Annotated in this window: 11 protein-coding genes; 3 read left to right on the top strand and 8 right to left on the bottom strand. The window is 72.5% G+C overall.

Annotated elements, in window-relative coordinates; all coding sequences use genetic code 11:
* Positions 1–99: 99 nt before the first annotated feature.
* The 6 genes from UW392_RS36905 to UW392_RS36880 form a co-directional block, all read right to left on the bottom strand.
* Entirely contained in the window at positions 100–375 is a 276-nt protein-coding gene (locus UW392_RS36905; protein WP_414496870.1) for an aldo/keto reductase, read from the bottom strand.
* A gap of 266 nt (positions 376–641) precedes the next feature.
* The gene (locus UW392_RS36900) at positions 642–2363 is read right to left on the bottom strand and encodes a GAF domain-containing protein (RefSeq protein WP_320779586.1); all 1722 of its coding nucleotides are present in this window, start codon (positions 2361–2363) and stop codon (positions 642–644) included.
* A 92-nt stretch (positions 2364–2455) separates the two neighbouring features.
* Positions 2456–3481, bottom strand: a complete 1026-nt coding sequence (gap, locus tag UW392_RS36895) for a type I glyceraldehyde-3-phosphate dehydrogenase (protein ID WP_320779585.1) — start codon at positions 3479–3481, stop codon at positions 2456–2458.
* Positions 3482–3678: 197 nt separating this feature from the next.
* Positions 3679–4428 (bottom strand): pyruvate formate-lyase-activating protein, encoded by a 750-nt coding sequence (gene pflA, locus UW392_RS36890; RefSeq protein WP_320779584.1) that lies wholly within the window; start codon positions 4426–4428, stop codon positions 3679–3681.
* Entirely contained in the window at positions 4425–6683 is a 2259-nt protein-coding gene (gene pflB / locus UW392_RS36885; protein ID WP_320779583.1) for a formate C-acetyltransferase, read from the bottom strand. Before pflB ends, pflA begins: the two co-directional genes overlap by 4 nt.
* A 144-nt stretch (positions 6684–6827) precedes the next feature.
* Positions 6828–7772, bottom strand: a complete 945-nt coding sequence (locus UW392_RS36880) for a universal stress protein (protein WP_320779582.1) — start codon at positions 7770–7772, stop codon at positions 6828–6830.
* A 229-nt stretch (positions 7773–8001) separates the two neighbouring features.
* On the opposite strand from UW392_RS36880, the gene ppdK reads away from it, so the two are divergent.
* Positions 8002–10698 carry a pyruvate, phosphate dikinase gene (gene ppdK, locus UW392_RS36875; RefSeq protein WP_320779581.1) on the top strand — a complete coding sequence of 899 codons (2697 nt, stop codon included), beginning with the start codon at positions 8002–8004 and terminating at the stop codon, positions 10696–10698.
* 194 nt (positions 10699–10892) lie between these two features.
* Positions 10893–11276 (top strand): hypothetical protein, encoded by a 384-nt coding sequence (locus tag UW392_RS36870; RefSeq protein ID WP_320779580.1) that lies wholly within the window; start codon positions 10893–10895, stop codon positions 11274–11276.
* A 189-nt stretch (positions 11277–11465) separates the two neighbouring features.
* Here UW392_RS36870 and UW392_RS36865 read toward each other — a convergent pair whose 3' ends face one another.
* Positions 11466–11888, bottom strand: a complete 423-nt coding sequence (locus UW392_RS36865; RefSeq protein ID WP_320779579.1) for an Hsp20/alpha crystallin family protein — start codon at positions 11886–11888, stop codon at positions 11466–11468.
* Positions 11889–12245: 357 nt separating this feature from the next.
* On the opposite strand from UW392_RS36865, the gene UW392_RS36860 reads away from it, so the two are divergent.
* Positions 12246–12488 (top strand): hypothetical protein, encoded by a 243-nt coding sequence (locus UW392_RS36860; protein WP_320779578.1) that lies wholly within the window; start codon positions 12246–12248, stop codon positions 12486–12488.
* 98 nt (positions 12489–12586) lie between these two features.
* Here UW392_RS36860 and UW392_RS36855 read toward each other — a convergent pair whose 3' ends face one another.
* Entirely contained in the window at positions 12587–13321 is a 735-nt protein-coding gene (locus UW392_RS36855) for a CBS domain-containing protein (protein ID WP_320779577.1), read from the bottom strand.
* Between the last annotated feature and the right edge of the window lie 5 nt (positions 13322–13326).

Genomic DNA, 13326 nt, shown 5'->3' with positions numbered 1-13326 from the left:
GCGCGGCCCGCGGTGTGCACGAGTGCGGTCGCGCCGCCCTGCCGCGGGTGCGCCGGTATGCGCCGCCCGCAGCGCATGTGCCGCACGCGGCGCCGCGCGTCAACGGCCGATGGCGTCGAGCTCGGCGAGTGTGTCGGCGGTCAACTCCAGGTCGGCGGCGGCGATGTTCTCTTCGGCGCAGCGGTCCACCAGGGCGTCGTCGGCGCGGTTGGCGAGACTGTAGAGGTTCCGGACGGTGACGACCGGGGCGATGGCCTGGGCCTCGGTGCGCTGGGCGTCGGTCACACCGCTCAGTCCGAGGTGACGGATCAGACCCTGTTGGCGCAGCTCGGCCAGGGCGCCGAACTGCTCGGCGATCGAGGCGTCGCTGCCCATTTCGAGGGCGGCGGTACGCAGGTTGACAACGTCCAGAACGTCCAGGCCGAAGTGTTCCAGGTTCTTCGTGGACCTGGGCCTTCAGGTCGGCCGGGTCGCCGGCCGGGATCCAGCCGCCCTGGTCGTCGCGGCGGACGCCGACCTTCTGCGCCAGCGGGTGCCAAGTCGCTCACACCGCCCGCGCACGTCTTTCGCCATCACCACACTGTCCGCTCCTGCCACGATCTCCATGATCCGCTGGTACTCCGAGACCCCGTGGACCGTCTCTACGACCGTAGCGGGGCGTGCCAGACGAGTCGTGCGCCCTTCTCCTGCGGACGTTCCAGTTCCATGCCGCCCCCCAGTTTCCGTGCGCGCTCCGCCATGTTGGCCAGTCCGCTGCGGCGGCCTCCGTCCGGGATGCCGACGCCGTTGTCCGTGACCGTCAGGCGGACCCGTTCGCCGTCGGTCTCCAGCACGACGTCGGCACGGTCGGCGTGGGCGTGGCGGGCGATGTTGGTCAGGGACTCGGTGAGGACGGCCATGACGTGGTCGGCGATCGGGCCGGGCACGTGGGTGTCGAGCAGGCCCTCCATGCGGACGCCGGGCGCGAAGCCCAGCAGGGGGACGGCTTCACCGATCGCGCGTACGGCGCGGGCGCGCAGGCCGGGTGCCGCCTCGCCGACGCGGGAGCGCAGACCGAAGATCGTGGATCTGATGATCTTGATGGTCTCGTCGAGGTCGTCCACCGCCCGCAGGATCCGTTCGGAGGCCATGGCGTCCTGGATGCGACGGCCCGCGCTCTGCAGGGTCATGCCGGTGGCGAAGAGCCGCTGGATCGCCAGGTCGTGCAGGTCGCGGGCGATCCGGTCGCGGTCCTCCAGCAGGGCGATCTGCTCGGCGTCCTGGCGGCGTTCGGCCAGTTCCATCGCGACGGCGGCCTGCGCGGCGAAGACCTGGAGCGGCTCGGTCTCCTTTGCGGAGAACTCCCGCCCGCCGGATCGCCGTACCAGCAGGACCACGCCGTGGGCCTCGTCGGCCGAACCGATCGGCACGGCGACGGCCGGCCCGAGGCCCTCGAAGCGTGGCGGGCCTGCCGTGATCCGGCAGTCACGGGCGACGTCCGGGCTGCTGACCGGTGCCCGCCGGGCGAACGCCTGCCCCAGGAGGGTGCCCTCCACGGGCAGGACGGTCCCGCGCCACACGTCGGCGTCCTGGCCGATCGCGAGTTCCACGGCGAGGGTGTCCGTGCCGCGCACCGGCAGGGCCACCACGCTCAGGGCGGAACCGGTGATCTCGCCGGCCCGTTCGGCGATCAGCGGCAGCACCCCGCCCTGGTCGGCGCCGGACATCAGGGCGTGGGTGATCTCCGCGTTCACCTGGAGCCAGCGTTCGCGCAGCCGGGACTCCTCGTAGAGGCGGGCGTTGTCGATGGCGATGCCGGCCGCCACGGCCAGGGTCGACAGCACCGCCTCGTCGTCCTCGTCGAACCGCTGCCCGCCGCGCTTCTCCGTCAGGTACAGGTTGCCGAAGACGTGCCCGCGGACCCGGATGGGGACGCCGAGGAAGGTGTTCATCGGCGGGTGGTGGGCCGGGAAACCGTAGGAGGCGTGGTGGTCGGAGAGCTTGGCGAGGCGCAGCGGCACGGGGTGGCCGATCAGTTCGCCGAGGATGCCGTGGCCCTCCGGGTACGGTCCGATGCGCGCGATCCGCTCCGCGTCGACGCCCACCGTGTGGAAGGCCGACAGCCGCTCGCCGTCCGGGCCGATCACCCCGAGCGCCGCGTACTCCGCGTCGACGAGGGCCGCCGCGGCCTCCACGATGCCGCGCAGTGCCTGTTCCAGGTCCAGTTCACGGCCGACCGACAGCACGGCCTCCAGCAGGCTGTGCACCCGGTCCCGGGTACCGCGCGCCGCGTCCAGCCGGGCCTGGAGTTCCTCCAGCAGTTCGTCCAGCCGGAGCTGTGGCAGTCGTACCCGGGCTCCGCGGGCTTCCTCGGCGTCTCCCACCGCTGGCCCTCCCACGCCTCGCCGCTTGCGGACAGCCGTACCGTCTCCCCACGGTAGCGGTGCAGCGGTTCGAACAGGTGGGCTATGACAAGTCAGGCCGGAAGCAGCCGGGCCGCGACGTACGAGGTGAGGTCGAGCAGGCGGTTGGTGTAGCCCCATTCGTTGTCGTACCAGCCGAAGACCTTGACCAGGTCGCCGTGGGTCTGGGTGAGCGGGGCGTCCAGGACGCAGGAGGCGGGATCGCCCACCACGTCGCGGGAGACGATCGGGGCGTCGGACACCCGCAGCACGTCCTTCAGCGGCCCCTCGGCCGCCTCCCGGTAGGCGGTGTTGACCTCCTCGGCGCTCACCGCCCGGTCCAGCACCACGGTCAGGTCGGTGAGCGAGCCGTCCTCGACGGGGACGCGTACGGCGCTGCCGTCCAGCGTGCCCGCCAGTCCGGGCAGGACCAGGCCGACGGCGCGGGCGGCGCCGGTGGTGGTGGGGATGATGTTGACCGCCGCGGAGCGGCCCCGGCGCGGGTCCTTGTGCGGGCCGTCCAGGACCACCTGGTCGTTGGTGTAGCCGTGGATCGTGGTCATCAGTCCCTTCACGACACCGAAGTGGTCGTCGAGGACCTTCACCATGGGGGCCACGCAGTTGGTGGTGCAGGAGGCGTTGGAGATGACGTGGTGGCGCCCGGGGTCGTACGTGCTCTCGTTGACGCCCATGACGATCGTGGCGTCGACGTCCTTGCCCGGCACGGACAGCAGCACCTTGCGCGCGCCGGCCGCCAGGTGCGCGCCGGCCTGTTCCCGGGTGCGGAAGCGGCCGGTGGACTCGATCACCACGTCCACGCCGAGCCCGGCCCAGTCCAGCGCGGCCGGGTCGCGCTCGGCGGTCACCGCGATCCGGTGCCCGTCCACGGTCAGCGAGGTGTCGTCGTGCTCGACGGGGCGGTTCAGCCGGCCGTATGTCGAGTCGTAGGAGAGCAGGTGCGCCAGGGCCGCCGGGGAGGTGACGTCGTTGACGGCCACCACCTCCAGCGCCGCACCGCTGCCCGCGGTCCGCTCCAGGACGCACCGCAGGTAGTTCCGGCCGATGCGGCCGAAGCCGTTGATGCCCACGCGTACGGTCATGTCTTCCGTCCTCACCTTGTGCCGGGCGGTTCCCGGCGGTGTTCCGGGACCGCTGTCAGCCTTGCGCACGGGGAACCGTCCGAGGAGGGGCCGGGCGGGGGCGGACCCTGGGGACCTTCGACCCCTGGGCGGATCGGAGTTGTCTCTTCTCGGGACGACCCGGGGTTCGGGGCCGGTCGGCCCCGGTCTCCGTCGCGTCAGAGGGCCGTGAGGCCGCGCTCGCGGAACCGGCCGCGCACCCGCCGCACCAGCGCCGCGTCGGGAACCGGGACGTCACGCAGCGGGAACGGGAGACCGAGGGCCTCGTACTTGGCGGCGCCGAGCTTGTGGAACGGCAGGATGTCGACCCGCTCCACGCAGGCGAGACCGGAGAGGAATCCGGCGAGTCCGTCGACGGCGTCCTCGTCGTCGGTCCAGCCGGGGACGAGCACGTACCTGATCCACACGCGCTTGCCGAGCCGGTCGAGGCGGGTGGCAAGGTTCAGGGTGGGGGCGAGCGCCCCGCCGGTCAGTTTCCGATAGCCCGTGACGTCGAAGAACTTGACATCGAGGAGGACCAGGTCGGTGTCGGCGAGGAGTCCGTCGTCGGCGCGGGCGCCCAGGAAGCCGGAGGTGTCGAGGGCCGTGTGCAGGCCGGCCTCCTTGCAGCGGCGCAGGACCGCCGCGGTGAAGGCCGGCTGGAGCAGGGGTTCGCCGCCGGTGAGGGTCACGCCCCCGCCGGCCGTGACGAGGAAGTCCCGGTACTTGTCGATCTCCGCCATCACCTCGTCGACAGTGGCCTCCCGACCGTCTCGCATGTGCCAGGTGTCGGGGTTGGCGCAGTACAGGCAGCGCAGCGGGCAGCCGCTGGTGAAGAGGACGAACCGGGTCCCGGGACCGTCCACACCGGTGGACAGGTCCCAGGAGTGGATCCGGCCGGTGACCGTGATCGTGGCCACGGTGCTCACAGCGATCCGTGGAAGGTGCGGCCGATCACGTCGAGTTGCTGCTCGCGGGTCAGACGGACGAAGTTCACCGCGTAGCCGGAGACGCGGATGGTCAGCTCGGGGTACTTCTCCGGGTGTTCCATGGCGTCCTCCAGTACGGCGCGGTCCAGCACGTTGACGTTCATGTGGAAGCCGCCCGAGGCCATGTAGGCGTCGAGGATGCCGACCAGGTGTCCGGCCCGCTCGGCGGGGACGTGACCCAGTCCCTCCGGGGTGACGGTGGTGGTCAGGGAGATGCCGTCGCGGGCCGCGTCGTAGGGCAGTTTGGCCACCGAGAGGGCGGAGGCGGCCACGCCGTGCTGGTCGCGGCCGTTCATCGGGTTGGCGCCCGGGGCGAAGGGCGCTCCGGCGCGGCGGCCGTCGGGGGTGTTGCCGGTGTGCTTGCCGTAGACGACGTTGGAGGTGATGGTCAGCACGGACTGGGTGTGCTCGGCGTCGCGGTAGGCGGGGTGCTCGCGCACCTTGGCCATGAAGGACTCCACGAGGCCGACGGCGAGGGCGTCGGCGCGGTCGTCGTTGTTGCCGTACGCGGGGAAGTCACCTTCGGTGCGGAAGTCGACGGCGAGCCCCGTCGCGTCGCGGATGACCTTGACCCGGGCGTGCTTGACGGCGGAGAGGCTGTCCACGGCCACCGACAGCCCGGCGATGCCGCAGGCCATGAAGCGGTGCACGGGATGGTCGTGCAGGGCCATCTCGATACGCTCGTAGGCGTACTTGTCGTGCATGTAGTGGATGACGTTGAGCGCGTCGACGTAGGTCTGGGCCAGCCAGTCCAGGACGCGGTCGTAGGCGGCGGACAGTTCGTCGTAGTCCAGGTACTCGCCGGTCAGCGGGGGCACGGCGGGGCTGATCTGGTCGCCGGTCATCTCGTCCCGGCCGCCGTTGACGGCGTAGAGCAGCGCCTTGGCGAGGTTGACGCGGGCGCCGAAGAACTGCATCTGCCTGCCGACCGCCATCGCGGAGACACAGCAGGCGATCGCGGTGTCGTCGCCGGTGCGCGGGCGCATCAGGTCGTCGGACTCGTACTGCACGGCACTGGTGTCGATGGACACCTGCGCGCAGAACCTCTTGAAGCCGGCGGGCAGTCGGGGCGACCACAGCACGGTGAGGTTCGGTTCCGGGGCCGGGCCGAGGTTGTAGAGGGTCTGAAGGAAGCGGAAGGAGGTACGGGTGACCAGGGTGCGGCCGTCCGTGCCGATGCCGCCGATGGACTCCGTCACCCAGGTCGGGTCGCCGGAGAACAGCGCGTCGTACTCGGGGGTGCGCAGGAAGCGCACGATGCGCAGCTTGATGACGAAGTCGTCGATCAGCTCCTGGGCGCGGCTCTCGTCGATGACGCCCTCGTCGAGGTCACGCTGGAGGTAGACGTCCAGGAAGGTGGAGGTACGGCCCAGGGACATGGCCGCGCCGTTCTGCTCCTTCACCGCGGCGAGGAAGCCGAGGTAGAGCCACTGGACGGCCTCGTGCGCAGTGGCCGCGGGCCGGGTGACGTCGCAGCCGTAGGACGCGGCCATCTCGGTCAGCTCGCCCAGCGCCTTGATCTGCTCGGCGAGTTCCTCGCGGTCGCGGATGACGTCGGCGGTGGACGGCCGGGCGTCGAGGCGGGCGCGTTCGGCGCGCTTGGCCTCGATCAGGCGGTCGGTGCCGTAGAGGGCGACGCGCCGGTAGTCGCCGATGATCCGACCGCGGCCGTAGGCATCGGGCAGACCGGTGATGATGCCGGCCCTGCGGGCGGCGCGCATCGCGGGCGTGTAGGCGTCGAAGACACCGGCGTTGTGGGTCTTGCGGTAGGTGCCGAAGACCCGGGTCACGAAAGGGTCGGGGGTGCGGCCGTACGCCTTCAGGCCGTTCTCCACCATCCGCAGACCGCCGCCCGGCATGATCGCCCGCTTCAGCGGGGCGTCGGTCTGCAGGCCGACGATCAGCTCACGGTCGCGGTCGATGAAGCCGGGGGCGTGCGAGGTGATGGTGGAGGGGGTGGCGGTGTCGACGTCGAGGACGCCCCGGCGCCGCTCCTCGGGGAACAGCGCGCTGACCTTCGCCCACACCGCGCGGGTGCGGTCCGTCGGACCGGTCAGGAAGGACGCGTCGCCCTCATAGGGCGTGTAGTTGGCCTGGATGAAGTCACGCACGTCGACGCGCTCGCGCCAGCCGTGCCCGGTGAACCGCCGCCAGGCGTCGGTGGTCCGGGATCCGGCTGTCACCGTCGCGGTCATCACAGGTCCTCTCGTCGTACGGTCTTCTCACTCTCGATGCTGGTCGCGCGGGCCGGTGGCGAGGAGTGCCGGACGGGGCGCCGGGCGGCTGCCGGGCGGCCCCGGTCGGCCGGGACCGTCGGCCCACGGCCCGCTGCCGTGGTGTCAGTCGTGCGGGACCACGGCGACGGCGCATCCGGCGTGGTGCAGGGCGGCGTGCGTGACCGGACCCGTGTGCGCACCGGCCTGGTGGCCGATGCCGTGGCGGCCCAGCACCAGGAGGCCGGCGTCCCGGGCGGCCCGCACCACGACGGTCGTGGCGCGGCCCTCGGTGACGGTCTCGGTCACGGGGACTGCCGGGTACTTCTCCCGCCAGGGACGCAGTACCGCCGTCACGGTGCGCTCCTCGTCCGCCAGCGCCTGTGCCTGCGGCGTCGGGACCGGTGGCGGGCTCTCCGGGGCCGCGGACACCAGGGGCACGGAGGGCACGGGAGCCGGCCGGGACGGCGACCGGAAGGCGTGGACCACACGCAGGCCGGTGCCGCGCCGGCAGGCGGCGTCGAAGGCGAAGCCGATCAGTTCGTCACAGGGACGGTCCGTCCGCAGACCCAGGACCACCTCGCGATACGGAGTGCCCGGCACCTCCTCCGGGGCGACGCCGTCGGTGGCCGGCAGGTGCTCCCCGGCTGCGGAACGTCCCGCGCGGACCAGGACGACCGGGCGGGTGGACCGGCCGACGACGCGCTGGGACACCGACCCCGTGAGGAAACCGCCCAGGGCCCCGAGGCCACGGGAACCGAGGACCAGCAGGCCGGCGTCGGCCGACGCGGCGAGCAGGGAGGCCACCGTGGCCCCGCAGACGAGGCGTTCGGTGATCCGGAGATCCGGACGGGCGGCACGGACGCCACGTACGGCCTCACGCAGGAGCTGCTCGGCCCAGTCGTGCTCGTTGCTGTCCAGGGGGACGTACGGCGCGGGGCGGGGGTGCCGGTACCAGACGTGGACCACGGTGAGACCGGTCCCCCGCCGCTGGGCCTCCCGGGCCGCCCAGTGCGCGGCGGCGAGTCCCTCGGCAGATCCGTCGATCCCCACCACGATGTCGTGCGGCATGACGTGTGCCTCCCTGGTCGTCGCGTTCCGATGGCTTCGAGCCTCGGCCCTGCCGTGCCGGTGGTCCACGGGCCGTACGGCCCCGACGGACCACCGATGGTCCCCCGGGGCGCCGGGCGCGGATCCGGGCCGACCGGCCCCTCGGGCGGGACGGCCGGCACCTCGCGCGGGTCGCGCCGTCGTCCGATGCTGGAAGGGTCACGCCCCCACCCCGGAGGAGAGCGGCGTCATGGTCCGTTACGTGTACGACTTCACCGAGGGCGGCCGTGACCTGGCCGGTCTCCTCGGCGGCAAGGGCTCGAACCTGGCCGAGATGACCCGGCTCGGGCTGCCCGTCCCACCGGGATTCACCATCACCACGGAAGCCTGCCGCGCCTTCCTGACCGCGGGCCGCGAACCCGCGGGACTGTGGGAGGAGATCTCGGCGCACCTGTCGGTTCTCGAGGAGGCCGCGGGCCGGGTGCTGGGGCAGCCGGACGATCCGCTGCTGCTGTCCGTCCGCTCGGGTGCCCGCTTCTCCATGCCCGGCATGATGGAGACGATCCTCGACATCGGCCTCAACGACGACTCCGTCTTCGGCCTGGCCAAGGTCTCCGGCAGCGAACGCTTCGCCTGGGACTCCTACCGCCGCCTCGTCCAGATGTTCGGCAGTACGGTCATGGGCGTCGACGCCTCCCGGTTCGAACGGTCGCTCGCCCTGTTGAAGGAGTTGCGGGGCGTCGAGGACGACACGCGCCTCGCGGCGTCCGACCTGGCCGAGCTGGTCGGGACGTACAAGAACCTGATCCACCTGGAGACCGGGGAGGACTTCCCGCAGTCCCCCGCCGAGCAGCTGCGCCGCGCGGTCCTGGCCGTCTTCGCGTCCTGGAACGGCGAACGCGCCCGCCTCTACCGCCGCCGTGAGCACATCGCGGACGACCTGGGCACCGCTGTCAACGTGCAGCGCATGGTCTTCGGCAACCTCGGGAACGACTCCGGCAGCGGCGTCGCCTTCACCCGCGACCCGGCCACCGGCCGCCGGGGCCTGTACGGCGACTACCTGCCCGACGCCCAGGGCGAGGACGTCGTCGCCGGCATCCGCAACACCGTCTCCCTGGCCGAACTGGAACGCCTGGACGCCGTCTCGTACGACCGGCTGCGTACCCACATGGACACCCTGGAGCGGCACTACCGCGACCTGTGCGACATCGAGTTCACCGTCGAACGCGGCACCCTGTGGATGCTCCAGACCCGGGTCGGCAAGCGCACCGCCGAGGCCGCGTTCGTCCTCGCCGCCGCACTGGCCGACGAGGGGCTCATCACCGCGGACGAGGCACTGGCCCGGGTGAGCGGCGAGGGTCTGGCCCGGCTGATGTTCCCGCGGTTCGACACCTCGGCAGCGACCACCGCGCTCGCCCGTGGCGTTCCGGCCTCGCCCGGCGCGGCGGTCGGCGCGGTGGTCTTCGACTCCGTCCAGGCCGTACGGCGTGCGGCGGCCGGCGAGAGGGTCGTCCTCGTCCGCCACGAGACCACGCCCGACGACCTGCCCGGCATGATCGCCGCCCAGGCCGTGCTGACCGGCCGGGGTGGCAAGACCAGCCACGCGGCCGTCGTCGCGCGCGGCATGGGCAAGGTATGCGTGTGCGGCGCCGAGGAACTCGCCGTGGACACCGACGGGCGGCGTTTCACCGCCGCGGACGGCACCGTGATCGAGGAGGGCACCGTGGTCTCGGTGGACGGCTCCGCCGGAGCGGTGTACGCGGGAGCGGTGCCGCTGGTGGACTCGGAGGTCATCCGTTGTCTGGAAACCGGCAGCGGCACCGGGCAGGACGAGGGCGTGGTCGACGCGGTGGCCCGTGCGTTGGCCCGCGCCGACGCCGTGCGGCGCCTGGAGGTGCGGGCCAACGCCGACACCCCGCAGGACGCCGCGCGGGCCCGTCGGTTCGGTGCGCGGGGCATCGGGCTGTGCCGCACCGAGCACATGTTCCTGGGCGAGCGGCGCGCACTGATCGAGCGGATGATCCTGGCGGAGTCCGACACCGGACGGGAGCAGGCGCTGGCCGAGCTGCTGCCCCTCCAGCGGCGGGACTTCACCGGCATCCTGGAGGCGATGGACGGGCTGCCGGTCACGATCCGGCTGCTGGACCCGCCGCTGCACGAGTTCCTGCCCGACCGCACCGAGTTGACGGTACGGATCGCGACCGCCCGGGCGCGCGGCGAGGAACCCGACGCGCACGACGTCGAGGTGCTGGGCGCCGTGGACCGGATGCACGAGGAGAACCCGATGCTCGGGCTGCGCGGCGTACGCCTGGGGCTCGTGGTGCCCGGCCTGGTCGCCATGCAGGTCCGGGCGATCGGCGAGGCCGTCGCCGAGCGCCTCCGCGCCGGTGGCGCCCCCGAGGCGGAGATCATGGTCCCGCTCGTCGGCGACGTCCGCGAACTGCGCCTCGTGACCGACGAGGTGCGGCGCGTGCTGGCCGACGTGTCGCGGGAGCGCGGGGTCACCGTGGACTGTCCCGTCGGCACCATGATCGAGCTGCCCCGGGCGGCGCTGACGGCGGGCCGGATCGCCGAGGAGGCCGCGTTCTTCTCCTTCGGCACCAACGACCTGACCCAGACCACCTGGGGTTTCTCCCGCGACGACGTCGAGGCGGAGTTCTTCTCCGCCTACCTCGACAAGGGCGTCTTCCCCACCTCCCCGTTCGAGACCCTGGACCGTGAAGGGGTCGGCCGGCTGGTGGGCATCGCCGTCGCCGAGGGCCGTGCCGCCCGTCCGGACCTGAAGATCGGCGTGTGCGGTGAGCACGGTGGCGACCCCGACTCGGTGCACTTCTTCCACACCGCCGGACTGGACTACGTCTCCTGCTCGCCGTTCCGCGTACCGGTGGCACGGCTGGAGGCCGGCCGGGCCGCTCTGGAGGACGTCGAGAGCAGCGACAGCAGGTGAGTGAACGGCGGGTGAGGCGGCGCGGGGCGCCCGGTCCCGGAGTACGGGGCCGGGCGTCCCCTTTCTCGGGGCCGGCCGCCCCTGGGGCAGGGCCGGGAAGCGTCGCAGTCTTGGGGTGCCGCACAGACGAGTACGGCGGCGAGCACGGCGTACGGGGACTACAGGGAGTACGGGAAGTACAGGGAGTGGAGCACATGACTGCCGAGGGAACAGACTTCCGTGGGACCACCGTCGGCGTGCGGGTCCGCGTCGACGGCGTGGTGGACGAGGACGACCTCACCTACCTCCGCGAGAAGGTCGCCGCCGCCCTGGACCGGCCCGGACTGCCGCCCGTCAGCGGTGAGGTCCGCGTCCGGCGGGCAGCGGCCCACCATGTAGAACTGCCCTGGTCCGGCCGGACCGACATCCGGGTGGGCAGCGATCTCGTCGTCGTCCACGCCCGTGAGGCGAGCGGCCGGGAACTCGCCGACCGGCTCCACGACCGGCTGCGTGCCGGCACCGAGCGCGTCGCCCACCGCGGCGACACCACCCGTCGTACGGCCCCGCCGCCCCCGTGGCGCGGCGGTCCGCGGAAGTAGCGGACTCCGCGGACTCCGCCGGACGCAGGCGTCGTGCCGTCGGCCCTGTCCGCGGCGCTGCGAGGGAGCACCGGTCCACCGTGGCCCCTCGACACCGTCCGCCAGAGGGCCGGCACGGCACGGTGACGCGTGTGCGTGGCCGGGGTGACCGGCCACGCACACGCGGTGCGGCTCGGCGCGCGACGGCGCCTAGACGTGCCGCACGGGGATGGTCCTGGTGTCCTTCTTCTCCTCCGGCACCGGGACCGCGATCGTCAGCACACCGTCCTTGTACTCCGCCGTCGCCTCCTCGCTCCTGGCGCCGGCCGGCAGCCGGACGGAGCGGGTGAAGGTGCCGTAGCGGAACTCCGTGTGGTGCTTGTCCGTCGTCTCCGTGGCCCGCTCGGCCCGCAGCACGAGAACGTCCTCGGTGAGGGAGATCTCGACGTTCTTCTCGGGGTCGATACCCGGAAGCTCGGCTCGCAGCAGGTACGTTCCGTCCTTCAGCTCTTCCTCGATGCGGATACCGTGCGTTCCCGGGGCGACGTGCGCCATGGGAAGTCCGCTCTCCACCCAGCCGAACAGGTCCAGGAGGGCCGGCCGACCGGTCAGCCGCTCGATCACACTGCTCATCTCCTGTCTCCTTCCCGTTTCCTCCCTTCCAGCGTCTCGCTCCCAGGCCCGCCGCGAGTGGGCCGACCGGTCCCTCGGCATGCCCGGAAGGCCCCGGTCAGACATCGGCCGAGGGCACGGCGCCGGGCTTCGTCCTGATGGCTGACACAGTCGGCTCACGCCCGCCTCGCCCGCCGGGGTCCACGGTCGAAGAGTCGACGACCGTGGAGGCGGCATGACCGACTGCGGCACTGACGGGACAGTGGTGGGGGCCGACGGGTCCGAGGCGTCCGTGGCAGCCTTGCGCTGGGCGAAGGAGCAGCCGCGGTACTGGCCTCGACGGTACGGGCGGCGTTCGGACCGCGAGGTGCGACCGGCGTGCGGGCCGTTCTGGTGGAGGGCCCGCCCGTACGCATCCTGCTCCGGCACGTCCGTGGTGCCCTACTGCTCGCGCTGGGCCGCAGGGCGGGCTGCGCCGCGGAGTCACCCGGCCTCGTCCCGGTGACCCGGGAATGCCTGCGGCGCGCGATCGTCCCCGCTCCCGCTCCGGGCGCGACGGCACCCTCGTGGACCGTCGGCGGCCACGACGCGGTTCGACACGGCGCGTCCCGGTCCGGCTGACCGGGACGGTCCTGTCCACCCGTCCGTCCGACCTGGACGGTCCCGTCAGGCCGGCCTGGATGGTCGAGGACGCCGCCGGGTGGGCGGCGGCTCCGTACTCACCGGTGCCTGCGCTGCCTCGGGGCGATCGTCCTCCACGAGGGCGCAGCGGCGTCCGGCCGGAGCCGGGAGTCGTCCAGGCGGTGGGTGAGCCGGTCGACCACGTCGACGACGCCGTCGAGCCGCCGGGTCATGGAGACAGCGATCTCGGTGTCGCTCTCGCGTTCCATGCGGCCGTCGAGGGTTACGACGCCGTCGCTGACCGAGACACCGATGGTGCGAGGCGTCAGCCACAGGGCCTTGCCCAGTACCTGCTCGACCACCGTCCGGTGGATCTCCTCGTCGGAGCGGAGGAAGACCGTGAGCAGGTCGCCGCGGGTGACGATGCCGACCAGTCGTCCTTCCTCGTCCAGCACGGGCAGGCGTTCCACTCGCCGCTGGGCCATCAGGCGGGCCGCCGCGACGACGGTGTCGTCGGCGTGCGCGGTGACGGGCGGCGCGGTCATCAGCTGCCCGGCGGTACGGGCCCCGGCCTTCGCCGCCTGCCGTCGGACGCCGGGCGTCAGCGCGGCGAGGCGGGCGTGCCGGGCCGGTTCGTACGGCACGGGTGAGCGGGCCTGGTGCATCATCAGGTCCGTCTCGGAAAGGACGCCGACGACACGTTCGTCGTCGACGACGGGCAGGCCGCTGACGCGGTGCTCGGAGAGCAGGCGTACGACCTCCTTGAACGGGGTGGTGGCTCCGGCCCTGACGACGTCACGGGTCATCACGGAGCCGACCTTGTCGTGCCTCATGTCCC

The organism is Streptomyces sp. CRN 30 (assembly GCF_034105845.1).
This window is presented reverse-complemented; position numbering and strand designations above follow the sequence as displayed.